The 24958-nt window shown below is 67.4% G+C and carries 25 protein-coding genes and 1 riboswitch; of the genes, 11 read left to right on the top strand and 14 right to left on the bottom strand.

What is annotated here, in order from left to right:
* Positions 1-19: 19 nt before the first annotated feature.
* From nusB to WDC82_RS14655, 9 genes are all read right to left on the bottom strand, one after another.
* Positions 20-556: a transcription antitermination factor NusB gene (gene nusB / locus WDC82_RS14695; RefSeq protein WP_340118086.1), complete on the bottom strand. Its 537-nt coding sequence runs from the start codon at positions 554-556 to the stop codon at positions 20-22.
* A gap of 45 nt (positions 557-601) precedes the next feature.
* A complete protein-coding gene (gene ribH / locus WDC82_RS14690) occupies positions 602-1078 on the bottom strand; it encodes a 6,7-dimethyl-8-ribityllumazine synthase (RefSeq protein WP_340118085.1) in 477 nt (158 codons plus the stop codon).
* Positions 1075-2223, bottom strand: a complete 1149-nt coding sequence (gene ribB / locus WDC82_RS14685) for a 3,4-dihydroxy-2-butanone-4-phosphate synthase (protein ID WP_340118084.1) — start codon at positions 2221-2223, stop codon at positions 1075-1077. Before ribB ends, ribH begins: the two co-directional genes overlap by 4 nt.
* Before the next feature lie 7 nt (positions 2224-2230).
* Positions 2231-2851, bottom strand: a complete 621-nt coding sequence (locus WDC82_RS14680; protein ID WP_340118083.1) for a riboflavin synthase — start codon at positions 2849-2851, stop codon at positions 2231-2233.
* A gap of 10 nt (positions 2852-2861) precedes the next feature.
* Positions 2862-3941 carry a bifunctional diaminohydroxyphosphoribosylaminopyrimidine deaminase/5-amino-6-(5-phosphoribosylamino)uracil reductase RibD gene (gene ribD / locus WDC82_RS14675; protein WP_370661555.1) on the bottom strand — a complete coding sequence of 360 codons (1080 nt, stop codon included), beginning with the start codon at positions 3939-3941 and terminating at the stop codon, positions 2862-2864.
* A 10-nt stretch (positions 3942-3951) separates the two neighbouring features.
* Complete coding sequence (nrdR, locus tag WDC82_RS14670) at positions 3952-4410, bottom strand: transcriptional regulator NrdR (RefSeq protein ID WP_193371227.1); 459 nt, start codon at positions 4408-4410, stop codon at positions 3952-3954.
* A gap of 67 nt (positions 4411-4477) precedes the next feature.
* Positions 4478-5806 (bottom strand): serine hydroxymethyltransferase, encoded by a 1329-nt coding sequence (gene glyA, locus WDC82_RS14665; RefSeq protein ID WP_340118081.1) that lies wholly within the window; start codon positions 5804-5806, stop codon positions 4478-4480.
* Positions 5807-5837: 31 nt separating this feature from the next.
* Positions 5838-6275: a ribose 5-phosphate isomerase B gene (gene rpiB / locus WDC82_RS14660; protein WP_340118080.1), complete on the bottom strand. Its 438-nt coding sequence runs from the start codon at positions 6273-6275 to the stop codon at positions 5838-5840.
* Between the two features lie 169 nt (positions 6276-6444).
* Entirely contained in the window at positions 6445-6654 is a 210-nt protein-coding gene (locus WDC82_RS14655; RefSeq protein WP_340118079.1) for a hypothetical protein, read from the bottom strand.
* A gap of 212 nt (positions 6655-6866) precedes the next feature.
* Between WDC82_RS14655 and WDC82_RS14650 the strand changes: the two genes are divergently transcribed.
* The 8 genes from WDC82_RS14650 to WDC82_RS14615 all read left to right on the top strand — a co-directional run bounded on the left by WDC82_RS14650 (position 6867) and on the right by WDC82_RS14615 (position 16502).
* A complete protein-coding gene (locus tag WDC82_RS14650; RefSeq protein WP_340118078.1) occupies positions 6867-8096 on the top strand; it encodes an acyl-CoA dehydrogenase in 1230 nt (409 codons plus the stop codon).
* Positions 8097-8162: 66 nt separating this feature from the next.
* Entirely contained in the window at positions 8163-9785 is a 1623-nt protein-coding gene (locus WDC82_RS14645; RefSeq protein WP_340118077.1) for an MASE4 domain-containing protein, read from the top strand.
* Complete coding sequence (locus tag WDC82_RS14640) at positions 9775-10413, top strand: response regulator (protein WP_340118076.1); 639 nt, start codon at positions 9775-9777, stop codon at positions 10411-10413. Before WDC82_RS14645 ends, WDC82_RS14640 begins: the two co-directional genes overlap by 11 nt.
* Before the next feature lie 134 nt (positions 10414-10547).
* Entirely contained in the window at positions 10548-10925 is a 378-nt protein-coding gene (locus WDC82_RS14635) for a response regulator (RefSeq protein ID WP_340118075.1), read from the top strand.
* Positions 10926-10984: 59 nt separating this feature from the next.
* On the top strand, positions 10985-11809 hold the full coding sequence (locus tag WDC82_RS14630) for an alpha/beta hydrolase (protein ID WP_340118074.1): 825 nt from the start codon (positions 10985-10987) through the stop codon (positions 11807-11809).
* A gap of 35 nt (positions 11810-11844) precedes the next feature.
* Positions 11845-12540 carry a hydrolase gene (locus WDC82_RS14625; protein ID WP_340118073.1) on the top strand — a complete coding sequence of 232 codons (696 nt, stop codon included), beginning with the start codon at positions 11845-11847 and terminating at the stop codon, positions 12538-12540.
* 355 nt (positions 12541-12895) lie between these two features.
* Positions 12896-14896, top strand: a complete 2001-nt coding sequence (locus tag WDC82_RS14620) for an amidohydrolase (RefSeq protein WP_340118072.1) — start codon at positions 12896-12898, stop codon at positions 14894-14896.
* Positions 14886-16502 (top strand): MFS transporter, encoded by a 1617-nt coding sequence (locus tag WDC82_RS14615; RefSeq protein WP_340118071.1) that lies wholly within the window; start codon positions 14886-14888, stop codon positions 16500-16502. Before WDC82_RS14620 ends, WDC82_RS14615 begins: the two co-directional genes overlap by 11 nt.
* A gap of 163 nt (positions 16503-16665) precedes the next feature.
* On the opposite strand, the gene WDC82_RS14610 is transcribed toward WDC82_RS14615, so the two are convergent.
* The 5 genes from WDC82_RS14610 to WDC82_RS14590 all read right to left on the bottom strand — a co-directional run bounded on the left by WDC82_RS14610 (position 16666) and on the right by WDC82_RS14590 (position 21211).
* Positions 16666-17136 (bottom strand): MarR family transcriptional regulator, encoded by a 471-nt coding sequence (locus WDC82_RS14610; protein WP_340118070.1) that lies wholly within the window; start codon positions 17134-17136, stop codon positions 16666-16668.
* A gap of 248 nt (positions 17137-17384) precedes the next feature.
* Positions 17385-18323: a 3-hydroxyisobutyrate dehydrogenase gene (gene mmsB, locus WDC82_RS14605; protein ID WP_340118156.1), complete on the bottom strand. Its 939-nt coding sequence runs from the start codon at positions 18321-18323 to the stop codon at positions 17385-17387.
* A gap of 1 nt (position 18324) precedes the next feature.
* Positions 18325-19389, bottom strand: coding sequence for an enoyl-CoA hydratase/isomerase family protein (locus WDC82_RS14600; protein ID WP_340118069.1), 1065 nt, complete (start codon positions 19387-19389; stop codon positions 18325-18327).
* Between the two features lie 37 nt (positions 19390-19426).
* A complete protein-coding gene (locus WDC82_RS14595) occupies positions 19427-20566 on the bottom strand; it encodes an isobutyryl-CoA dehydrogenase (protein ID WP_340118068.1) in 1140 nt (379 codons plus the stop codon).
* Positions 20567-20716: 150 nt separating this feature from the next.
* Positions 20717-21211 carry a PAS domain-containing protein gene (locus WDC82_RS14590; protein WP_340118067.1) on the bottom strand — a complete coding sequence of 165 codons (495 nt, stop codon included), beginning with the start codon at positions 21209-21211 and terminating at the stop codon, positions 20717-20719.
* 232 nt (positions 21212-21443) lie between these two features.
* A riboswitch (SAM riboswitch) is annotated at positions 21444-21519 on the top strand.
* Between the two features lie 170 nt (positions 21520-21689).
* Between WDC82_RS14590 and WDC82_RS14585 the strand changes: the two genes are divergently transcribed.
* The 3 genes from WDC82_RS14585 (at position 21690) to hemB (ending at position 24886) form a co-directional block, all read left to right on the top strand.
* Positions 21690-23012 carry a PLP-dependent transferase gene (locus WDC82_RS14585; RefSeq protein WP_340118066.1) on the top strand — a complete coding sequence of 441 codons (1323 nt, stop codon included), beginning with the start codon at positions 21690-21692 and terminating at the stop codon, positions 23010-23012.
* Positions 23013-23083: 71 nt separating this feature from the next.
* A complete protein-coding gene (locus WDC82_RS14580; RefSeq protein ID WP_340118065.1) occupies positions 23084-23713 on the top strand; it encodes a cysteine hydrolase family protein in 630 nt (209 codons plus the stop codon).
* A gap of 84 nt (positions 23714-23797) precedes the next feature.
* On the top strand, positions 23798-24886 hold the full coding sequence (gene hemB, locus WDC82_RS14575; RefSeq protein WP_340118064.1) for a porphobilinogen synthase: 1089 nt from the start codon (positions 23798-23800) through the stop codon (positions 24884-24886).
* Positions 24887-24958: the final 72 nt, after the last annotated feature.

Raw genomic sequence — 24958 nt, 5'->3', positions numbered from 1 at the left:
GGCGCCTCCCCCTTGCTCGCTAACGCAGGTTGGAGAAGTCCGCCGAGTCGCCGAATTCCTCGGCGCGCAGCACATGGGCCAGGCGGTCGAGCAGGCCGTTCACGAAGGCGGTCTCGCGGCCGTCGTAAAAGGCGTTGGCGAGGTCGACGTATTCCGAGATGACCACCCGCGCCGGCACGTCGAGGCGCTCCGACAGCTCGAAGGTGGCCGCCTGCAGCAGCACGTGCAGCAGGATCTCCAGGCGCTCGATGGTCCAGTCCTCGTCGAGCACGGCGGCCAGCATGTCGTCCAGCGTGCCGGCCTCGCGGGCGACGCCCTGGACAAGCTCGGTCAGCAGTTCCCGGTTCACCGCGCCGTGCTTCAGGCCCTCGATGCTTTCCTCGACCCGGTGCTGCAGGAACTCGCGCAGCACCGCCTCGGCGCTCTGCTCGCCGACGACGCGCTGGTACAGCGCCTGCACCGCCAGCAGGCGCGCGGCGCTGAGGCCGGAAGGCCGCCGCAGCTTACCACCAGGAGATTTTTGGCCGGGGGATTTCGGTTTGGGCGTATCGCTCACGCGTTTTGGGTCCGTTCGGCGTTTATGGGTTCAGCGGGCATGGCTTCAACGGGGAAAGAGATGGAAACGGCGCTTCACGTCCAGCATCGCCAGACAAGCCTCCGCCGCGTCCCTGCCCTTGTTCTTCTTGTCGACGGCGGCGCGCACCTGGGCCTGCGCCATGTTTTCGCAGGTCAGGATGCCGTAGCCCAGCGCCAGGGTGTGCTCGCAGGCGAGATCCTGCAGCTTGCGGGCGCTCTCGCTGCAGACATAGTCGTAGTGCGTGGTCTCGCCCCGGATGACGCAGCCGAGCGCGACGTAGCCGTCGAAGCGGCGCCGCCCGGCGAAGAAATCCATCGAGCGCACCGCCATGCGCACCACGGCGGGAATCTCGAAGACGCCGGGTACCGACACGCGCTCGTGGGTGACGCCGGCGGCGTCCAGCGCGGCCGAGGCGCCCTGGTAGAGGGTATCGGCGATGTCCTCGTAGAAGCGCGCTTCGATGACGAGGATATGCGGCGTGATGTGGTTGGCGTCGCTCATGCTTTGCCCACGGCCTCGATCGGGCGCTGACCGACGACGCGCAGGCCGTAGCCCTCCAGGCCGACGATGGTGCGCTTGGTGTTGGACAGCAGGATCATGTCGCTGACGCCGAGGTCCAGGAGGATCTGCGCGCCGACGCCGTAGTCGCGCAGCTGGCCGCCGGCCCTGGGCTCGCCGTCGAGACGCTGCTGCAGGGAGCTGGAGAGCGCATCGGCCGAGGGCTCGCGGATGACCACGACGACGCCGCGCCCGGCCTCGCCGATCATGCGCATGGCCTGCTGCAGGTCGCCGGCCTTGCCGCTGGAACTGTCCCCGAGCACGTCGTCCAGCACGTTGATGGCGTGCATGCGCACCAGCACCGGCTCGCCGCTCCCGATGTCGCCCTGCCACAGCACGACGTGCTCGGCATAGTTCAGCGTGTTCACGTAGATCGCCATTTTGAAGTCGCCGCCGTAGCGGCTGGTGAAACGACTCTCCAGGCGGCGCTCAACGAAGTGGTCGTGGCGCCGGCGGTAGGAAATGAGGTCGGCGATGGTCGCGACCTTGAGGCCATGACGCTGGGCGAAGGCGATGAGGTCGTCGCGCCGCGCCATGGTGCCGTCGTCGTTCATGATCTCGCAGATGACGCCGGAGGGGTTGAGCCCCGCCAGGCGCGCGAGATCGACCGCCGCCTCGGTATGGCCGGTGCGCACCAGCACGCCGCCGTCGCGCGCCACCAGCGGAAAGACGTGGCCCGGCGTGGTGATGTCGGCGGCACCTTTGCTGGGATCGATCGCGGTGGCGACGGTGCGCGCCCGGTCCGGCGCCGAGATGCCGGTGGTGATGCCCTCACGCGCCTCGATGGATACCGTAAAGGCGGTCTGGTGGCGCGACTCGTTCTTGCTCGCCATCAGCGGCAGGCCGAGATCCTCGATGCGCTCGCGGGTCATCGCCAGGCAGATCAGGCCGCGCCCGTAGCGCGCCATGAAGTTGATCGCATCGGGCGTCGCCATCTGCGCGGGGATGACGAGATCGCCCTCGTTCTCGCGCGACTCGTCGTCCACCAGGATGAACATCCGCCCGTTGCGCGCTTCCTCGATGATCTCCTCGATGGGAGAGACCATCTCGCTGAAGCTCAGCCGCCAGGGTTCCTCGGTCTTTGCCATTCAGGCCCTACATTTCGTCTTCTGCTGCCATGAGGCGCTGAACGTAGCGCGCCAGCATGTCGATTTCCAGGTTGACCCGGTCGCCCGGCTGCTTGCCGCCCAGCGTGGTCACCGCGGCCGTATGGGGGATGATGTTGACCTCGAAGACCCTGCCGTCCACCTCGTTGACCGTCAGGGAGACACCGTCTAGCGCCACCGACCCCTTGGAGGCAATAAACTTCGCGAGATCCGCCGGTGCCTCGATGGAAAGGCGCAGTGAGCCCTGCTCCGGCCGTCGCGCGCGGATCACGCCGACGCCGTCGACGTGGCCGGAGACCATGTGGCCGCCCAGCTCGTCGCCCAGCTTCAGGGGCCGCTCGAAGTTCACGGGCGTGCCCGGCGCCCAGTCGCCCAGGGTGGTGCGCGACAGGGTCTCGGCGGAAACGTCGGCGGCGAACCAGCCTTGGCCGGCATCCGTGCCTTTATCGACCAGGGTGAGGCAGGCCCCGGAACAGGCGATCGAGGCGCCCGCGGGGATCGCCATGGTGTCGTAGCCGGTGGCGAAGACGAAGCGGCTGTCGCCCTGCCCGGAAGCGGAGCGCTCGACCGCCTTTACGGCGCCGAGGTCGGTGATAATGCCGGTGAACATGAGGCTAGGCTTAGACGTCTAGGCTGAAGATGTCTATGCGGTCGCGTCCGAGCTGGGTCATCGCGGCCTGCAGGAATTTAGGCGCCTCATCCAGGCGATCAACCCCGAAACCGGAGACCGCAGCGACGCCGTCGCCGCCGATCACCACCGGCGCCTGAAACCAGGCCAGGCGGTCGACCAGCCCGGCCCGCAGCAGGGAGGCCGCCAGGTGGCCGCCGCCCTCGACCAGCAGGCGGGTGATTCCGCGCCCGCCCAGAAGGCTCAGCGTGGCGTCCAGGGAGACGTGGCCGTCGGCGTCGGTTTCCACCTGCACCACCTCGACGCCGGCGTCTTCATAGGCCCTCAGGCGGTCGCCAGGATTGCCGTCGTGGGTCACCAGCAGGGTCGGCACCGCCCCAGCCCGCGCCACCAGATCGTGGGTCAGCGGCAGGCGCAGGCGCCCGTCGACCACGACCCTCAAGGGGCTGCGGTCCTCCAGGCCCGGCAGCCGCACGTCGAGGCGCGGGTTGTCGAACACCGCCGTGCCGCTGCCGACCATGATGGCATCGGCGCGCGAGCGCAGCAGGTGGGCCCGGCGGCGCGCCAGCGGGCCGGTGATCCACTGGCTTTGGCCGCTGTGGGTGGCGATCTTGCCGTCCAGCGAGGTGGCGAGCTTCAACACCACCAGCGGCTGGCCCTTGATGACGCGCTTCAGAAAACCGGCGTTCAACCGCTCGGCCTGGGCCCGGCAGAGGCCGATTTCGGTGGCGATGCCGGCCTGGCGCAGGATCTCCATGCCGCGCCCGGCGACGCGGGTGTCGGGGTCCTCCAGCGCCGCAACGACGCGCGCCACCCCGGCCGCGGCCAGGGCCTCGGCGCAGGGCGGCGTTTTGCCGTGATGGGCGCAGGGCTCCAGCGTCACGTAGACGGTGGCGCCGGCGGCGGCTTTGCCGGCCTGCTTCAGCGCCTCGGTTTCCGCATGCGGGCGGCCGCCCGGCCGGGTCCAGCCGCGACCGACCACGCGGCCGTCCTTCACGATGATGCAGCCGACCGTCGGGTTGGGCGCCACGCGGCCCAACCCCCGCGCCGCCAGCGTGAGGGCCGCGCGCATGTGGTGAAGGTCAGTCGTCCCCGTCACCGAGCTTGCCGATGAACTCTTCGAAATCGCGGGCCTCCCGGAAGTTGCGGTAGACCGAGGCGAAGCGCACGTAGGCCACCTGGTCCAGGGTCGCCAGCGCGTCCATCACCAGCTCGCCGATCAGCTTGGTCGGGATCTCCGACTCGCCGGAGGATTCCAGGCGGCGCACGATGCCGTTGACCACCCGCTCGATGCGCTCCGGATCGACCTGGCGCTTCTGCAGCGCCGTGGTCATGGACCGCAGCAGCTTGTCGCGGTCGAAAGGCTCGCGCTTGCCGGTGGACTTCACCACCGTCAGCTCGCGCAGCTGCACCCGCTCGAAGGTCGTGAAGCGCGCGCCGCAGTTCGGGCACTGGCGGCGGCGCCGGATGGCCGAGTTGTCTTCGGTCGGCCGAGAATCCTTAACCTGCGTGTCCTCGTTACCGCAAAACGGACAGCGCATGGGCCCCCCTTCTTCTTATTCTTAAGCCGCCGCCTGCACCACGGCAGACAGCCCTTACGTTGAAAACCTAGACGCCCATCTCCGGGCCCAGATCCGGATAGATCGGGAAGCGGTGGCACAGCGCCTTCACCTCCGCCCGCACTTCCTGCTCGACCTTGCCGTTGGCCTCGGGGTTCTTCGCGAGGCCGTCCAGCACGCGGCCGATGAAGGCGCCAACCTGCTTGAACTCGGCGGTGCCGAAGCCGCGCGTCGTCGCCGCCGGCGTGCCGAGGCGGATGCCCGAGGTCACCGTCGGCTTTTCCGGATCGAAGGGAATGCCGTTCTTGTTGCAGGTGACGCCGGCACGGTCGAGGCTTTCCTCGGCGATGTTGCCGGTCAGCTTCTTTGGCCTGAGGTCGACCAGCATCAGATGGTTGTCGGTGCCGCCGGTGACGATGGCAAAGCCCTCGTCGACCATCGATTGCGCGAGGGTCTTGGCGTTGTCGACCACCGCCTGGGAGTAAACCTTGAACTCGGGCTTCAGGGCCTCCCCGAAGGCCGCCGCCTTGGAGGCGATGGCGTGCATCAGCGGGCCGCCCTGCAGCCCCGGGAAGGCCGCCGAGTTGATCTTCTTGCCGAGCTCCACGTCGTTCGACAGCACCATGCCGCCGCGGCCGGCGCGCAGGGTCTTGTGGGTCGTCGTGGTGACCACGTGGGCATGCGGCAGCGGGCTGGGGTGGACGCCGGCGGCGACCAGGCCGGCGAAGTGGGCCATGTCCACCATGAAGTAGGCGCCGACCTTGTCGGCGACCGCGCGGAAGCGCGCGAAGTCGATGAAACGCGGATAGGCCGAGCCGCCGGCGATGATGAGCTTGGGCTTGTGCTCCAGGGCGAGCCTCTCCAGCTCGTCGTAGTCGATGCGGCCGTCGTCCTTGCGCACGCCGTACTGCACGGCGTTGAACCACTTGCCCGAGAGGTTGGGCTTGGCGCCGTGGGTCAGGTGGCCGCCGGCCGAGAGTGCCATGCCGAGGATGGTGTCGCCCGGCTGCAGCAGCGCCAGGGCAACGCACTGGTTGGCCTGGGCGCCGGAATGCGGCTGGACGTTCACGAACTCGCAGCCGAACAGCTGCTTGGCGCGGCTGATCGCCAGCTCCTCGACCACGTCGACATACTCGCAGCCGCCGTAGTAGCGCCGGTGCGGATAGCCCTCGGCGTACTTGTTGGTGAGCACCGAGCCCTGGGCCTCCAGCACGGCCAGCGAGACCACGTTTTCCGAGGCGATCAGCTCGATCTGGTCCTGCTGGCGGCGCAGTTCGCCGCGGATGGCATCGGCGAGATCCGGGTCGGTCTCGCGCAGATGAGCGGAAAAGAAGCCGTCCTGCAGGGGGAGCGTCTTGGCGGCATTCGCACCTGTCATCGTCGCATGCAACTCCTTGAAGAAAGGGCGGTCAGCCCAGTTTCTGGACACGGCGGGCGTGGCGGTCGCCCGCAAATTCGGTATCGAGAAAGGTCTTCAGGCAGTCCAGGGCGACCACCTCGCCCACCAGACGCTGACCCAGGGCCAGCACGTTGGCGTCGTTGTGCTCGCGGCACAGGCGGGCGGAGGTCACATCGTGGCAGACCGCGGCACGCACGCCGGGCACGCGGTTGGCGGCGATGGAAATGCCGATGCCGGTGCCGCAGACGACCACGCCGCCGTCGGCCTTGCCGGAGGTCACCGCCTCGGCGACCGCCTTGCCGAAATCGGGATAGTCGACCGAGGTCGTCGCATCCTTGGTGCCGAGATCCAGCACCTCGTATCCGGAAGTACGCAACTCCTCGGCCAGCTTCGCCTTAAGGTCGAAACCAGCGTGATCGGAGCCGATTGCGATCGACTTGAATGCCATGGTCGGGGGAACGCCTGCCTGTCTCGGAAAACCGGCGGACCCTACCATATGTCGCAGAGGCATGAAAAGCCGGCACAAGGTCTCGCGGAGCCGGAATCAAGGCATTCCGTGTCGCCGCGGCGCCAGACCGGCAGTGGGAGCCGCCGGGGACACCGCTGTCAGACGAGTGTCAGGCGATCAGGCCGCCGCGCTGTCCGGCGGCGCGCTTGGCCAGCACGTATTCCAGCTTCTGGGCGGCGAGACGCTCGAGCTGCACCTGGCCGGCCGAGGGCGGGCCGACGATGCTCACCTCGGCAGACGTCAGGGTGTCGACAGCGGAGACTTTCACGTATCCGCCGACGCGCTGGAACTCGAAGATGATTTCTCTGGTCTGTGGCATGGGCCTATTGTCATTCAGCTATGGCAAACAAATCCTTAACAGCACTCCATGGCGAATTGATGACCGCCGGATGACAGCCTCGAGAGACGGCGGAAAGGGCGCAAAAGCGGGACTTTCGCCCCTCCGAGGCGCGGCTTTCGGCCCCCCGGGGATTGCGCTATACCTGGGCTGACTTCGCCAGCAAGGCTGATTTCCGAGAGAGGATCGCAAGCATGTCCCAGGCCAGCGCCGCATCCGGCCCCGCCCCCGCCCCCGCCGCCGGTTCCCCGAAGGCCCGCTTCGTGTGGGAGGACCCGCTGCTGCTGGAAGAGCAGCTAACGGAGGAGGAGCGCATGGTGCGCGACGCCGCGCGCGACTACTGCCAGGACAAGCTGATGCCGCGCATCCTGGAGGCCAACCGCCACGAAATCTTCGACCGGTCGATCATGACGGAGATGGGCGCCCTGGGTTTCCTCGGCTCGACCATCCCGGAGACCTACGGCTGCGCCGGGGTGAACCACGTCTGCTACGGCCTCATCGCCCGCGAGGTCGAGCGCGTCGACTCAGGCTACCGCTCGGCCATGTCGGTGCAGTCCAGCCTGGTCATGCACCCGATCTACAGCTACGGCAGTGAGGAGCAGCGCCAGAAGTACCTGCCGCGTCTGGCCACCGGCGAGCTCGTCGGCTGCTTCGGCCTGACCGAGCCGGACCACGGCTCCGACCCCGGCGGCATGAAGACCCGCGCCAAGAAGGTCGACGGCGGCTACCGCCTGAAAGGCGCCAAGATGTGGATCACCAACGCGCCTATCGCCGACGTCTTCATCGTCTGGGCCAAGGACGACACCGACGTCATCCGCGGCTTCATCCTGGAAAAGGGCATGGAGGGCCTCTCGGCCCCCAAGATCGAGGGCAAGTTCTCGCTGCGCGCCTCGATCACCGGCGAGATCGTCATGGCCGACGTATTCGTGCCCGAGGAGAACCTGCTGCCCAACGTCGAGGGCTTGAAGGGGCCCTTCGGCTGCCTCAACAAGGCACGCTACGGCATCTCGTGGGGCGCGCTGGGCGCCGCCGAGTTCTGCTGGCACGCCGCGCGCAGCTATACGCTGGAGAGGAAGCAGTTCGGCCGTCCGCTGGCGGCCAACCAGCTGATCCAGAAAAAGCTGGCGGACATGCAGACCGAGGTGACCCTGGGCCTGCAGGCCTGCCTGCAGCTCGGCCGCCTGCTCGACGCCGGCAAGGGCGCGCCGGAGGCGATTTCGCTGGCCAAGCGCAACTCCTGCGGCAAGGCCCTCGACATCGCCCGAAACGCCCGCGACATGCACGGCGGCAACGGTGTCGCCGACGAGTACCACGTCATCCGCCACGTCATGAACCTGGAGGCGGTGAACACCTACGAGGGCACCCACGACGTCCATGCCCTGATCCTGGGCCGCGCCCAGACCGGCATCCAGGCGTTCTTCTAGGGTCCGCGACCTGCGCAACCCGGCGCTGGGTACTGACAGGCGGCCGCTGCAGGGCCGGCCAGGGAGATGTCGACGATAAGTCCGCCGGAAGACCACCGCCTCCTGCTCTCGACGCTGCCTGCGGATCGGGCGCAGATGCGGCTGGCCCTTGCCGTGTCGCTGGGGCTGGTGATCGCTCTGGCGGCCGCCGCCCCCTTCGCGCGGCAACCTCTGGACGGCACGGCGGCTCTGCTGCCGGCCTACGCGGCGGCCGTCTTAATCAACGAGCTGATCACCGCGGCGCTGCTCTTTGCCATGTTCTCCGTGCAAGGGTCGCGCGGGCTGCGGCTCCTGGCCGCCGCCTACCTTTTCTCCGCGCTGATGGTGATTCCCTGGGGGCTCACCTTCCCCGGTGTGTTCGCCGAGATCGAGCTGCTGAACGCGAACCTGCAGACAACGGCGACCATCGCGGCGGTCCGCCGCATCGGCTTTCCCCTTCTGCTGCTGGCCTATGCCTTGCTGAGGGACCGGGATGGATCGACCTCCGATACGACCTTCACGCCGCAGCATAGAATCGCCGCAACCGTGGCCGTCGTGATCGCCGCCGTCTGCGCAATCACCCTGCTGGCGATCGTGGAGGACTCCCTGCTGCCGCAGTGGATGGCCGACGAAAGGCGCGTGGCGGCTGCCTGGCAGGTGGTGCCGCCCCTCGCCCTGGCGCTCTGTCTTGGCGCCGCCGCAGCACTGATCCGGGCGCGTCCGCTGTCGCTGCTCGACCTCTGGCTGCTGGTGGTCCTGCTCTCCGCCGTCATCGAGATCCTGCTGCTGGCCTATCTCTCCAGCGGCAACCGCTTCAGCCTCGGATGGTGGGCCGGCCGCGTCTACGGCCTCGTCTCCTCGAGCATCGTCCTCCTGGTGCTGCTATCGGAAACGATGAGCCTCTACGTGCGCCTGGCGCAGTCCCTGATGTCCGAGCGGCGCAGCAGGGAGGCGCGCCTGTCCAGCCTGGAGATGCTGTCCGCCTCCATTGCCCATGAGGTGAACCAGCCGCTGGGCAGCATGGTCACGAACGCCGATGCGGCGCTGCGCTGGCTCGACCGGCCGCAGCCCGACAATGACGAGGCACGCCAGGCGCTCGCCCGCATCGTCAAAGATGGCCATCGTGCCGGCAAGGTCATCGAGAGCGTACGCACCCTGTTCAGGAAGGATCAGCACGAACGCCAGGCCATCGACCTCAACGCGCTGGTCGAAGAGGTGGTCCGGCGCGAAGCCGGCACCATCCGGCCCGAGCGCATGACGCTGCGGCTGGATCTCGCGGCCTCCCTACCAAAGGTCACCGGCGACCGCCTGCAACTCGAACAGGTCGTCTGCAACCTGGCCGCCAACGCCATCGAGGCCATGAGCGGCCCCAGCAACCGTCAGGGCGTGCTCCACGTGGCGACGGAGCTTCTAGGACGGGCGGCCATCCAGGTGACCATCGCCGACAGCGGGCCGGGGCTGAGCGCCGACGCGCGGCGCCACATCTTCGAACCCTTCTACACCACCAAAACCCAGGGGATGGGCATGGGGCTGCCGTTCTGCCGCTCCATCATCGAAGGCCACGGCGGACGTCTTTGGATGGATGACAGCACGGCGGGCGGTGCCATTTTTCGCTTTACCGTCCCGGCCGACGAAGAGAAGCAGCGAGGCGAGCGCGACAGTGGAGAGTGATGCCGCAGTCGAAAAGGCGTTGGTCTTCGTCGTCGACGACGACCTCTCGGTGCGCGAGTCGCTTTTCAGCCTGCTGCGATCAGTCGGCCACGACGTGCAGCTCTTTGACTCGGTGCCGGCGTTTCTCGACCGCAGGGGTTCTGCAGCGGCCGATTGCCTGGTGCTCGACGTCAGGCTGCCCGGCCAGAGCGGCCTGGAGCTGCAGCGCGAGCTGACCGGCGCGGGAAGCGACCTGCCCATCGTCTTCATCACCGGCCACGGCGACGTGCCGATGTCGGTCACGGCGATGAAGGCCGGGGCCATCGAATTCCTGACCAAGCCGTTCCGCGACCAGGATCTCCTGGATGCTGTGCAGCGGGGCATCGACCTGAGCCGCCGGCGCCGCGCGGACACGGCGCATATGGACGACCTGAACCGCCGTTACGAAAGCCTGTCGCCGCGCGAGCGCGAGATCATGGTCCTGGTATGCAGCGGCATGATGAACAAGCAGATCGCCGCCGAGCTGCAGCTCAGCGAGATCACCGTCAAGGTCCACCGCGGCAAGGTGATGCGCAAGATGCAGGTGGAGTCACTGCCCGAACTGGTGCGCCTGTCCGATCGCCTGACTGCAAACGAAGGCAAAGTTTAGTCCGACTATACGCATGTATAATTGCCCTCGAACCGGGCAAGCGCTCATAACTTTACCCGCTGGGTAGCCTACGCGCGAGGAACCGCCTCACCGCGTTGGCCATGCCTTTCTTCATTGCTCTGAAGCGGGCGGGGATGATCGTGAAACATCTGATTGCCGTGGTGGACGACGATGCCTCGGCACGGGAGGCCATTGCCGGCCTGGTCAAGGCCTTCGGCTATATGGTCTGCCTCTTCGAATCGGCTGCCGCTTTTCTGCGCTCTGACCAGAGCCGCAGCAGCGCCTGCCTGATCGCCGACATGCAGATGGCGGAAATGTCCGGGCTGGAGCTCTTCCTCACCCTGGTCGCCACAGGCAACCCGATCCCCGCCATCCTGATCACAGCCTATCCCGATGAAGCGACACGGCGCCGTGCCCTGCAGGCCGGTGTCATCGCTTTCCTCGCCAAGCCGGTCGACAGCGAGACGCTGCTGGCCTGCCTCAGCAAGGCGATCGGCGCACAGCGTAACTGAGGCGTCGTGCGGCCGCCGGCCGCGAACGAAGACGTCAACCAATGCAAGGAAGGTGAGCCATGCCAAGCATCAAGACGAAAGATGGTGTTGATATCTATTTCAAGGACTGGGGCTCCGGGCAACCCATCGTGTTCCACCACGGCTGGCCTCTGAGCGCCGACGATTGGGACGCGCAGATGCTTTACTTCCTGCACAAGGGCTACCGCGTCATCGCCCATGACCGGCGCGGCCACGGCCGCTCCTCCCAGGTCGGCGAGGGACACGACATGGATCACTACGCCGCAGACATCGCGGCCGTGGTGGATCACCTGGGCCTCAAGGACGCCATCCACATCGGCCACTCGACCGGCGGCGGCGAGGCGGCGCACTACACCGCCAAGCACGGCAAGGGACGGGTTGCCAAGCTGGTGCTGATCGGTGCGGTGCCGCCGATCATGGTGAAGACGCCGGCCAACCCCGGCGGTCTGCCGATCGAAGTCTTCGACGGCTTCCGCGAGGCGCTCGCCGCCAACCGCGCGCAGTTCTACCTCGACGTCGCCTCGGGGCCCTTTTACGGCTTCAACCGCGACGGCGCCAAAATCTCCGAAGGTGCCATCCGCAACTGGTGGCGCCAGGGCATGATGGGCGGCGCCAAGGCGCACTACGACGGCATCAAGGCCTTCTCGGAAACCGATTTCACCGGGGATCTCAAGGCCATCGACGTGCCGACCCTGGTGATGCACGGCGACGACGACCAGATCGTACCGATCGCCGACTCCGCCCTGCTCTCGGTGAAACTGCTGAAGAACGGCACCCTCAAGGTCTACGAAGGCCTGCCCCACGGCCTGTGCACGACCCACCCCGACATCGTCAACCCGGATCTGCTCGCCTTCATCGAGGGCTGAGCCCCCCGCTTCGGACCGCAACAGGAGCAAGAACCATGACCAACAAGCCCGAGCTTCTCACTTCCGACAACTGCCAGCTCATCTTCATCGACCACCAGCCGCAGATGGCCTTCGGCGTGCAGTCGATCGACCGCCAGGTGCTGAAGAACAACACCGTGGCGCTGGCGAAGTCGGCCAAGGTCTTCGGCATTCCGACCACCATCACCACCGTGGAAACGACGAGTTTCTCCGGCCATACCTACCCCGAACTGCTGGGTGTCTTCCCCGATCATCCGATCCTCGAGCGGACCTCGATGAACTCCTGGGATGACCAGAAGGTGCGCGACGCCCTTGCCAAGAACGGCCAGAAGAAGGTCGTCGTCTCCGGCCTGTGGACCGAGGTCTGCAACAACACCTTCGCCTTCTCCGCCATGAGCGAAGGCGGTTACGAGATCTACATGGTGGCCGACGCCTCCGGCGGCACGAGCAAGGAGGCTCACGACTATTCCATGCAGCGCATGATCCAGGCCGGTGTGGTGCCGGTCACCTGGCAGCAGGTGCTGCTGGAGTGGCAGCGCGACTGGGCGCGGCGCGGCACCTACGACGCCGTGATGGACATCGTGCGCGAGCATTCCGGTGCCTACGGCATGGGCGTCGATTACGCCTACACCATGGTCCATGGGGCCGAGGAACGGGTGAAGCACGGCAAGCGGCTGGACCCCGTCGCCGCCGGCAAGGTTGCGGCCGAGTAGCCGCAACCCTGCAGACTCCCAGCGCATCTCGGCACCGATGACCGAGATGCGTCAGCAGCATTTTCGGCGTGCGGGAGCTTGCCCAGCCCGTGCAACTCGTCGAGATCACGTTCCGGGCGGTAGTCGACCGACCCGCTGATTGACCGTCAGCAGTCTCGGGAGAGGCCGGCGTTCATCGAAGGCTGATGCTTCATTCACCGGACGAGCCAGGAGGAACTATCATGACCGCAAGACGGACCCTGCCAACGCCTCACACCTGCCAGGAGATCTTCATCGCTCAGCGGCCTCGGACGGCCTGCGCAGGCCAGCACGGCGGCCGCCTGGACCCGGTTGCCGCCGGAAAGGCGGCCGTCGCATGAGCCATGGGAACAACAACCACCCAAACGCCTCGGGCATCGGCCGCCGGCCGGTGCTCGGCGGACTCGCCGCCGCGGCGGCGCTCGGATTGGCCGGCGCCAAGCGAGCAGGAGCGCAAAACATGACCGATCAGCCGGACCTGATTCTCCGCAACGGCAAAGTCACCACCCTCGATCCCGCGCAGCCGGGAGCCACCGCCATAGCGGTGACCGACGGACTGATCACGGCCACCGGCAGCGACCGGGAAGTCATGGCGTTGGCGGGCACGGCGACAAAGATCATCGACCTGGGCGGCCGGCGCGTCATTCCAGGGCTGAACGACAGTCACACCCACCTCATCCGCGGCGGATTGAACTACAATATGGAGCTGCGCTGGGAGAACGTCCCCTCCCTCGCCGATGCGCTCGCTCTGCTGAAGGCCCAGGCCGAGCGCACGCCGGCACCGCAGTGGGTGCGCGTGGTCGGCGGCTGGAACGAGTTCCAGTTCGCCGAACGGCGCTGGCCGACGCTGGACGAGATCAACGCGGCGGCGCCCGACACGCCGGTCTTCATCCTGCACCTCTACAGCCACGCCATGCTGAACGCCGCGGCGCTCAAGGTGCTCGGCATCGGCAAGGACACGCCGAACCCGCCCGGCGGCGTCATCGAGCGCGATGCCAGGGGCGAGCCCACGGGCCTGCTGATTGCCAAGCCCTCGGCGCTGATCCTCTATTCGACCCTGGCGCAGGGCCCCAAGCTGCCGGTCGAAGAGCAGCTCAACTCTACCCGGCACTTCATGCGCGAACTGAACCGCCTGGGCGTGACCAGCGTGATCGATGCTGGCGGCGGCGGGCAGAATTACCCGGACGACTACGACGTGATCGAACGCCTGCACGCCGACGGCCAGCTCACCCTGCGCATCGCCTACAACCTCTTCGCCCAGAAGGCGGGCGAGGAGCTATCCGACTACGAGCGCTGGGTCGCCATGACCGAGCCTGGCGCCGGCGACGCGTTCCTGCGGGTGAACGGCGCCGGCGAGAACCTCGCGTGGTCGGCCGCCGACTTCGAGAACTTCATGGAGCCACGTCCCGACCTGGCACCCTCGATGGAAGCGGAACTGGAGAAGATCGTCGAGCTGCTGGCCACCAACAAATGGCCCTTCCGCATCCACGCCACCTATGACGAGACCATCGACCGCTTCCTCACGGTCATCGAGCGGGTGAACGGCAAGACGCCGCTCGCGGCGCGCTTTACGATCGATCACGCCGAAACGGTCAGCCAGCGCAACATGGAGCGCATCGCCGCGCTGGGCGGCGGGATCGCCACGCAGCACCGCATGGCCTTCCAGGGCGAGTATTTCGTCGACCGCTACGGGGCCAGGGCCGCCGAGGCGACGCCGCCCATCGCCCGCATGCTGGAGATGGGCCTGCCGGTCGGCGCCGGCACCGATGCGACACGTGTTGCATCGTACGACCCCTGGGTCGGGCTCTACTGGATGACGACCGGCAAGACCCTGGGCGGGCTGCGCCTCGCCCCCGAGGCCAACACCTTGGACCGCGAGACCGCGCTTCGCCTCTGGACCGAGGGATCGGCCTGGTTCTCGGGCGAGGAAGGCGCGAAGGGCCGCCTTGCACCGGGACGCTACGCCGACCTCGCGGTGCTCTCGGCCGACTACTTCGCCGTGCCTGCCGCCGAGATCCGCGGCATCACCTCGGTGCTGACGATGGTCGGCGGGCGCATCGTGTACGGCACGGCGGACTTCGCCGATCTGGCGCCGCCGCTGCCACCCGCCAGCCCCGACTGGTCGCCGGTGCGCACCTTCGACAGCCCCGGTCAGCGCACAGCCGCCGTGTCAGCGCCGCCACCGCAGACGCAGCATGCACGCGCCTGCCACGACGGCTGTGCCAGCGCCTGCAGTCTGCACGGCCACGGCCACCAGATCGCCTGGGCGAGCCCGCTGCCTGTCTCCGACAAGCGTGCCTTCTGGGGCGCGCTCGGCTGTTCCTGCTTTGCCGTCTGAGCGCACCAGCGGCGGCGCCCCACCGGAAGCGGCCGCCTCGGCCTGGGCGCCGTTCCGCCATGCCGCCTTCACGGTGCTGTGGACGGCGGCGGTGTTCTCTAACGTCGGCACCTGGATGCACGACGTCGCCGCCGGCTGGCTGATGACATCGCTCGCGCCGACGCCGCTGATGGTCGCCCTGGTCCAGTCGGCGACGACGCTGCCGATGTTCCTCTTCGCGCTACCCGCCGGCACGCTGGCCGACCTCGTGGACCGGCGGCGCCTGTTGATCGGCGTCATGTCGGTGCTGGCGGTCGCGGCAGCGCTTCTCGGGCTGCTCGCGCAGCTTGAGTTGGTGACACCCTGGCTGCTGCTCGCTTTCACCTTCCTCTTCGGCACCGGCGCCGCCTTCGTCGCGCCGGCCTGGCAGGCGATCGTCCCGCAGCTGGTGCCCCGCGCGCAACTGCAGCCCGCCGTCGCGCTGAATTCCATGGGCGTCAACATCAGCCGCGCCATCGGCCCGTCGCTCGCCGGCCTCATCATCGCGGGCTTCGGGATCGCCTGGCCTTTCTTCGCCAATGCGCTCAGCTTCTTCGCCGTCATCGCGGCGCTGCTGTGGTGGCGCCCGCCGCCCGCGCGCAGAAGTCCCCTGCCGGCCGAGCGCTTCTGGACCGGCTTGCGCAGCGGCTTGCGCTTCGCCCGCGCCAGCGGCCCCTTGCGTGCGACCCTCTTGCGCGCCGTCGCCTTCTTCCTCTTTGCCAGCGCCTACTGGGCACTGCTGCCGCTGATTGTGCGCCAGGAGCTGAACGGCGGACCGGCGCTCTATGGCACAATCCTGGGTGCGGTGGGCCTCGGCGCCGTGCTGGGCGCGATAGCGATGCCTCGCGTGAAGCGCTACCTCGGTGCCGACGGCAGCGTGGCCGCCGGCACCGCCGGCACCGCGCTGGTGCTCGTCGTCTTCGCGCTGGTGGGGCTGCCCGAAGCGGCGATCGCCGCCAGCATCGTTGCCGGCGCCTCCTGGATCGCCGTGCTGTCGAGCCTGAATGTCTCGGCCCAGCTTGCGCTGCCCGACTGGGTGCGGGCGCGCGGGCTTTCCGCCTTCATCATGGTATTCTTCGGCGCCATGACCCTGGGCAGCCTGCTGTGGGGGCAGACCGCATCCTTCCTGGGAATTCCAGCGACGCTTCTGATTGCCGCAGGGGGCGCGCTCGCCGCCGCCCTCCTGGTGCGGCCCTTCCGGCTGCAGCAGGGCCAGGGCCTGGATCACACCCCCTCGTCCCACTGGCCCGCACCGGTGACGGCGCGCGACGTCGCCCCCGATCGCGGGCCCGTCATGGTGACCATCGACTACCGCATAGCCGCCCACAACCGCGGCGCATTTCTCGCCGTCATGCGGGATCTGGAAGCGGCACGGCGCCGCGACGGCGCCTTCGCCTGGAATCTTTTCGAGGACGCCGCCCTGCCCGGCCGCTTCCTGGAGTACTTCCTGGAAGAGAACTGGCTGGCGCACTTGCGCCACCACGAGCGGGTGAGCGAGGCCGACCGCGCGCTGCAGGCCCAGGTGCGCGCCTTACACCTGGGGCCGGCCGATCCTGAAATCACGCATTTCACGACGCCCGAGGCCTGACCCGGGGCCCGACCTGAAACCTGGGCCCTGGAACCTGGGACCTGAGACCTCAGCCCTGAATCGAAGCGCCCCGGCCAGTTTCCTGGCCGGGGCTCTCCGGATCGTTTGCGAGGGATGCGTGCTAAGGCGCGTCCGGGCGAACCGGACGCGAGGGGTCAATCCGTTAGGCGGCGGGGCTCAGGTTGCGCGCCATGCTGGCCGGGGTCGACCAGAACTGCTGCACACGGCGCAGCGCATGGTTGGCGGCCTCCAGACCCTCCGGCGACAGCTGGATGTCGCCCAGCTGGGTGGAGTGCTGGTCGAACAGCGCCGACAGATTGCGGTAGACGGCGACGCCCTTGTCCGCGGCGCGGACATGGAAGGACCGACGGTCGTGCGGCGAGCGCTCCTGGATCAGATAGCCGTTCTCGACCATCTTCTTCACGTTGTAGGAAACGTTGGAGCCCAGGTAGTAGCCGCGCTGGGTCAGTTCGCCGATGGAAAGCTCTTCCTCGCCGATGTTGAACAGGATCAGCGCCTGAACGTTGTTCAGATCGCGGATGCCCTGGCGATCGAGATCGGCCTTGATCACTTCAAGGCACTGGCGGTGCAGCCGCTCAATCAGCCCGATCAGTTCGAGATATTTGGACTTCACGTTACCCTCGCATGAATCTTGGTCACAAAACCAATGGCTTTAGTGCAAAGACTAACTGCAAGCCCGTTAAACTTTACTTAATGGATCGCGCTGGCAACTTCTTGTTTTTATTGATTATTTTTCTGGGCGCCGGCAAATGTCACAGCGTGAGCGGCGCCCTTCTGCCCCCTCTTGCCGTCATCCCGGCTCGCGCTCCCTGCGGTCGCTTGTCGGGGGTGACGGTCAGGGCGGCGTGCTGGAGAGGCCCGCTACTCCTTGCCTGCGATCAGCCTGATGATGGCCGAGTAGTCGAGGCCGCCATTGCCGGCATTCACAAACAGCGTGTAGAGCGCCGCCGCTTCGGCCCCCAGCGGCGTCGCCGCCCCGGCATGGTTGGCCGCCGCCTGGGCGAGCTTCAGGTCCTTGTGCATCATCGCCGCGGCGAAGCCGGGCTTGAAGCCGCGGTTGGCCGCCGAGGTCTCGACAATGCCGGCCACCGGCAGGTGGTTCAGCATTGCCCAGCAGGAGCCGGAAGCCTTGGAGCTGATGTCGAAGAACACCTTGGGGTCGAGACCCAGCTTCTCGCCCAGGCTGAAGGCCTCCGACACCGCGATCATCGAAATGCCGAGGATCATGTTGTTGCAGATCTTCGCCGCCTGGCCGTTGCCGGGGCCACCGGCGTGCACGATGTTGCGGCCCATGATCTCAAACAGCGGCTTGCCTTTGGTGAAGGCGGCGTCGGCGCCGCCGACCATGAAGGTGAGCGTGCCGCCCTCCGCCCCGGCGACGCCGCCGGAGACCGGCGCGTCGAGCATAAGTTGGCCGGCTTGCTCCGCCGCCGCATGGACTTCGCGCGAGCTCGCGACATCGATGGTCGAGCAGTCGATGAAGAGCGTACCCTTGGCGGCCTTCGCCAGCAGGCCGTCCGTGCCGAGATAGACGCCGCGCACGTGTTCGCCCGCCGGCAGCATGGTCACCACGGTCTCGGCGCCGTCCAGCACGTTCGCCGCCGCGGCCACCACTTCGATTCCGGCGGCCCGGGCCGCCTGCTGGGCGGCCTGCGCAAGGTCAAAACCAACGACCGTGTGGCCGGCTTTCGCGAGGTTTGCGGCCATCGGCAGTCCCATGTTGCCGAGGCCCAGAAATCCGATGCGCGCCATGCTTTCCTCCCTGCTTTTCACGTGTTTTTGCGTGTCGTTTCTTACGATCTCAGGCGAAGGCCAGATCGCGCTCGCCCAGCGCGCGGAAGTGGCCTTCCACCGCCTCGGCGGTGACCGCCGCAAGATCGTCCGGCGACCACTTGGGCTGATTGTCCTTGTCCACCAGCACCGCGCGGATGCCTTCGTAAAAGTCGCTGCCTGCCATGAAGGCCTGACTCATGCGGTATTCCTGGATCATCGCCTGGTCGAAGTCGAGCGCCGCACCCTTCTCCAGCTGCGCGAAGGTTACCTTCAGGCTGGTCGGCGATTGCCGTCGGATGATGCGGGCCACCTTGGCGCCCCACTCGTCGCCGGACTCGTCCAGCGCGTGCAGGATGGACTCCACCGAGCGTGCCGAGAAGCAGTGATCGATGAGCGGCTGGTGCCCGGCCAGCTCGGCCGGGCCGGGGTCGGCCCTGAATCCGTCGATCACCCGGTCGACCAGCGCCTCGGCGCCGTCCTTGCTCCAGTCGATCGACAGCAGCGCGTCGGTCAGCGCGTCCGTGCGTTCGCTCGGCACGTAGTCGGTCGCCACGCCACAGTGAATGGCGTCGGCCGCATGCAGGCGCCAGCCAGTCAGCGCCAAAAAGAGGCCGAGCCGCCCCGGCAGGCGCGGCAGGAAGTAGGTGCCGCCGACATCGGGGAAGAGCCCGATTCCGACCTCCGGCATGGCCACCAGGGTGCGGTCGCCGGCGACGCGGTGGCTGCCGTGCACGGACAGGCCGACGCCGCCGCCCATGGTGATGCCGTCGATGAGAGCGACATAGGGCTTGGCGAAGACATGGATCAGCCGGTTGATCTGGTATTCTTCGCGGAAGAAGTCCTCGGTCAGGCGGTCGCCCCGGCGCCCCGCCTCCCACACCGCGCGGACGTCGCCGCCGGCGCAGAAGGCGCGTTCGCCGGCACCGCGGATGAGCACCGCCTTGATGCGCGAGTCCTCCTGCCAGGCGGCGAGCTGCGGAGAGATCGCGCGGATCATGTCCAGGGTCAGCGCGTTCAGCGCCTTCGGCCGGTTCAGGGTGATGATCCCGACCCCATGCTTCGCCTCGAAGAGAACGTCCTCGCTATCGCTCATTGCCACTCGCTTGCTGTAGGAAAGAAACCGCGCCCTGCTATTGCGACAGCAGTTTGCGGGCGATGATCACGCGCATGATCTCGTTGGTGCCCTCGAGGATCTGATGCACCCTCAGATCGCGGAAGATGCGCTCGATGGGATATTCCCTGATATAGCCATAACCGCCGTGCAGCTGCAGCGCCTCGTTGCAGACCGCAAAGCCGGCATCGGTGGCGAAGCGCTTGGCCATGGCGCAGTACTGCGTTTTGTCCGCCGCGTTGTCGTCCAGCGCCTGCGCCGCGCGCCACACCATCAGGCGCGCGGCGTCGAGTTCGGTCGCCATGTCCGCCAGCTTGAACTGCAGCGCCTGGAAGTCGGCCAGCGGCCGCCCGAACTGCTGGCGCTGCTTCACGTGGGCCAGCGCCGCCTCCAGGCAGGCGCGCGCGCCGCCCAGGGAGCAGGCCGCGATGTTCACACGGCCGCCGTCGAGCCCCTGCATGGCGAAGCGGAAGCCGGCACCTTCGGCGCCGAGACGGTTCGCCGCCGGCACGCGGGCATCCTCGAAAATCACCGCCGCGGTCGGCTGGCTGTTCCAGCCCAGCTTCTTTTCCTTCTTGCCGAACGAGAGGCCCGGCGTGTCCTTGGGCACCAGGATGGCGGAGATCCCCTCGGCACCCGGCCCGCCGGTGCGGCACATCACCAGGTAAAGATCGCTGGCACCCCCGCCGGAGATGAAAGCCTTGGAGCCGTTGAGCACGTAGTCATCGCCGTCGCGCTCGGCGCGGGTCTTCAGCGAGGCCGCATCGGAACCGGAACCCGGCTCGGTCAGGCAATAGCTGGCGAAGTGCTCCATGCTCAGGAGCTTGGGCAGAAAAGCGGCGCGCTGGGAGTCGTTGCCGAAGCCGTCGATCATCCAGGCGACCATGTTGTGAATGGAAATGTAGGCGGCGGTCGAGGGACAGGCCGCCGCCAGTTCCTCGAAGATCACCGCCGCATCGAAGCGCGTGAGGCCGCTGCCGCCGGAGGACTCGCGCACGTAGATACCGGCCAGGCCGAGAGCCGCCGCCTTGCGCAGCGTCGCGACCGGAAACTCGGTCGCCTCGTCCCAGGCCGCGGCGTGCGGCGCGATCTCGTCGCCGGCGAATTGCCGCGCCATGTCCTGGAAGGCGCGCTGCTCGTCGTTCAGGTGAAAACTCATCAGGAGGACGCCCGCGCGAGCCGTTCTCACGACGGCCCTGGATTGGTGATCCGACAATGAGCGGCGATGATAGTTGGCCCCCCCTTCCTGTCAATCGCAGCCTAACGATCGCCACCTGCCGATCACTGCCCGACCGCCGCAGGAAGTGCCCTACTCGGTAAACCGCAGGCCGCCGAGGACCATGTTGAGCCCCTCGTCCGGCGGCCCGAGCGGCAGCAGCAATCCGTGCAGACGCTTGCGGCTGTCGGAGGTGACCGAGCGATAGCTGAGGTCGATGAACACCGGCGCCTGGGTCTCGGCGACCGCCTGGCCGGCAAGCAGCGCCTTCTGCTGCAGCGCCTGTTCCTGCGCACTGCCGTCAGACATCAGTCCGCGCACGGTCTGCCCCTGCACGTTGCGGCCGGCATGCTCGACGATGTGGCCGCCGACCAGACGGTAACGGAAATCGAGCGGATCGTGCAGCACATCGGCGAGAAACACGTGCTCCAGCAGGGCGGGAATATCGACCGGGTCGATATCCGCGCGCGCCGGATACGCCCGGCCCTGGCAGCGCCTTTGCCAATAGGCATGGAGTTCTGCCAGCACCGCGGGCCAATCTGCGACAAGTCTGCCATCCTGGCTTTTGAATTCACCGTCGTCCAACATGTAGACGGTCAGCTCTGCAAAGCAGCCATCCGATGACATGGGTTATCCATCTGGAGTATGCAGCGGGGTGAAAATTTCCCGCCATACTTGAACAATTAGGTATTTTAAAATCGTGTTAGTTGTCGACGAGATTCGTGTCGAGGTCAATATCGAATCCAGCCACCGATTGCAATTTCAAAACCTTAATCACCCTCCAGAAGATGCTTGACAAGGACCGGTCGTCGGCGCTTTCATCAGGATCTGCGCCGATTTGTTCTCAGCTTGCGGGCGCGTTAAAAATGCGGCTAAACGAGTGGTTCCGAACCGCCCGGCATGCCGTGGCGGTTTTTTTGTTTTGCGGTTTGACCCACCGAAGACGGGTCCGCGGCGATTTGAGGGGTGGCTTGCTCCGCGTCAACAAAAGCTAAGAAACCAGTCCCTGGTGGGGCCCCTCGGGAAAGCGATACTCACGAAACGCACGATCGAAAGGGTCCATGCCGTGACGAAGTCCACCAAGCCGACCACCCATCCCGAGACCCTGGCGCTGCACGCCGGCTTCCGCAGCGATCCGCACACCGGCTCGGTCGCGGTGCCGATCTACCAGACCACCTCGTACGAGTTCCACGATACCGGCCACGCGGCGAACCTCTTCGCGCTGAAGGAACTCGGCAACATCTACACGCGGATCATGAACCCGACCTGCGACGTGCTGGAGCAGCGGATCACGGCACTGGAAGGCGGTGCCGCCGCCCTGGCGGTGTCCTCCGGCCAGGCCGCCTCGGCCATGTCGATCCAGAACATCGCCGGCGCCGGCGACAACATCGTCAGTTCGACCGACCTCTACGGCGGCACCTGGAACCTCTTCGCCAACACCTTCAAGACCTTCGGCATCGAGGTGCGCTTCGTCGACCCGAGCGACCCGGAAAACTTCCGCCGCGCGACCGATGCGCGCACCAAGGCCTACTACGCCGAGACGCTGCCCAATCCGAAGCTGAAGGTCTTCCCGATCGGCGAGGTCGCGGCCATCGGCGAGGAACTGGGCGTCCCTCTCATCGTCGACAACACCGCCGCGCCGGTGCTCTGCCGCCCGCTGCAGCACGGCGCCCACATCGTGGTCTACTCGACCACCAAGTACATCGGCGGCCATGGCACCTCGATCGGCGGCATCATCGTCGACGGCGGCACCTTCGACTGGGCAAAGCACGCCGAGCGCTTCCCCGGCTTGAATCAGCCGGATCCGAGCTACCACGGCGCCGTGTGGACCGAGGCGGTGAAGCCGCTCGGGCCCATCGCCTACATCCTGAAGGCCCGGGTGACGCTGCAGCGCGACCTCGGCTACGCGCTCAGCCCGTTCAATGCCTTCCTCTTCCTGCAGGGCCTGGAGACACTGCCGCTGCGCATGCGCGAGCATTCCCGCAATGCCGCCGAGGTCGCGAAGTTCCTGCAAGGCCATCCCGACGTGACGGCGGTCATCCATCCGTCGCTGCAGGACGGCGAACCGCGGCGGCGGGCCGATGCCTACCTGGCCGGCGGCTACGGCGGGCTGGTCGGCTTCGAACTGGCCGGCGGTCTTGCGGCCGGGCGCCGCTTCATCGATGCCCTGCAGCTGTTCTATCATGTCGCCAACATCGGCGACGCACGCAGCCTGGCGATCCATCCCGCCTCCACCACGCATTCCCAGCTGTCGCCGGATGAGCAGGCGGCAACGGGGGTGACGGACGGCTACGTGCGCCTGTCGATCGGCCTGGAGCATATCGACGACATTCTCGCCGATCTCGACCAGGCGCTGACGGCGTCGCGCGCGGCCGCCGCCGCCGAATGATGGACCGGGATCAGAGGATAGCGGGGGAACTGCCGGAGCGCAGCGCCCTCGCCCTCTCCCGCCGAATTCCGATGGCCAGACAACTCGCAGAGCGCGCCGCGCTCGTCATCGTCGACTTCCAGAAGGCGATCGACGATCCCAAATGGGGCCGCCGCAACAATCCGCGGGCGGAAGCCCAGACCGCCCGGCTGCTGGCGGCCTGGCGGTCGGCGGGCTGGCCGGTGGTCCACGTGCAACACCTTTCCCGCGAGCCCGATTCGCCCTACCGCCCAGGCCAGCCCGGCTGTGACTTCAAGCCGGAACTGACCCCCGGGCCGGGCGAGATCGTGGTGCAGAAGCGTGTGCACAATGCCTTCATAGAGACCGGGCTGGAGGCCGCCCTGCGCGACCGCGGCATCGCCACCCTGGTCGTCGCCGGCGTGCTGCTGCACAACTCCGTCGACGCCACCGTGCGCATGGCCGCCGACCTGGGGTTCGATACCTGGATCGCCGGCGATGCCACCGCCAGCGTCGACATCGTCGACCTGGAGGGACGGCGCTGGCCGGCCGAGGAGGTCCACGCCCTGAGCCTCGCCCAATTGAGCGGAGAGTACGCGCAGATCACCCTCACCGAGGGGCTGCTGCAAGCGGCCCAAGACCTAGCCGGCCAGGGAGCGCGGGATGCCCAGGGTGCCCTTGTTGTCGAGGAAGGCTGCGCCTAAACTCGGCGACCTGATCGCCGGCCGGATAAACCCAGCGCTGAGCCGGGCCCCAAGGAAGCGGGACCCAAGGATGCGAGAGAGACCATGACCGATATGATCCGCAAGGGCGCTGCCCCTCTGCGCCCGGTAGAACCGCGCACGAAGGACGCGCCGTCACAGCGGCCGGAAGCCCAGAGGCCCGGCGCCCTGGGGGCCTTCCCGCAGATTCGCATGCGGCGCAACCGCAGCGCCGCCTGGGTGCGCCGCATGGTGGCGGAAAACCGTCTCGGTGCCGAGGACCTGATCTGGCCGGTCTTCGTTCACGGCGGCGTCGGCCGGCAAGCCATCGAGTCCATGCCCGGCGTCGACCGCCTGGGCCTCGACTGCCTGGTCGACAGCATCGGCATGGCGGCGGAACTGGGCATCGGCGCCATCGCGCTGTTCCCCTACACCGAACAGAGCATCAAGACGCCCGATGCGCGCGAGGCGGCGAACCCGGACAACCTCGTCTGCCGCGCCGTGCGCGAGGTGAAGCGGGCCCTGCCGGACGTGGGTGTTATCTGCGACGTGGCTCTGGATCCCTACAACAGCGACGGCCATGACGGCGTGCTGCGCGACGGCCGCATCGTCAACGACGAGTCGGTCGAACTGTTGTGCCGCCAGGCGCTGGTGCAGGCACAGGCCGGCTGCGACGTCGTGGCGCCCTCCGACATGATGGACGGGCGCATCGGCGCGGTCCGCGAATGCCTGGACAGCGCCGGCTTCGACGACGTGAAGATCATCGCCTATGCGGCGAAGTACGCGAGTTGCTTCTACGGCCCGTTCCGCGAGGCAGTCGGGTCCGGCAGCCGCCTGACCGGCGACAAGAAAACCTACCAGATGGACCCGGCCAACAGCGACGAGGCCCTGCGCGAGGTCGCCCTCGACCTGCACGAGGGCGCCGACATGGTGATGATCAAGCCGGGCATGCCCTATCTCGACATCATCCGGCGGGTGAAGGATGCCTTCGCCGTGCCGACCCTGGCCTACCAGGTGAGCGGCGAGTACGCCATGCTGAAGGCTGCCGCGCTCAACGGCTGGCTCGACAACGACCGCGCCCTGATGGAGAGCCTCTTGGCCTTCAAACGCGCCGGTGCCGACGCCGTGCTGACCTATGCCGCGGTGGAAGCGGCGAGGCTTCTGCGCGCCGACTGAGCGCAGCGACAGAGCTTGCCCCCTCTGCCGCCCTTGCGGCGCCGGCGCGAGCCCCCTAACTCTACAGATAAC

It is taken from the genome of Pelagibius sp. 7325 (assembly GCF_037652055.1).
Lineage (GTDB): Bacteria > Pseudomonadota > Alphaproteobacteria > Kiloniellales > Kiloniellaceae > Pelagibius.
This window is presented reverse-complemented; position numbering and strand designations above follow the sequence as displayed.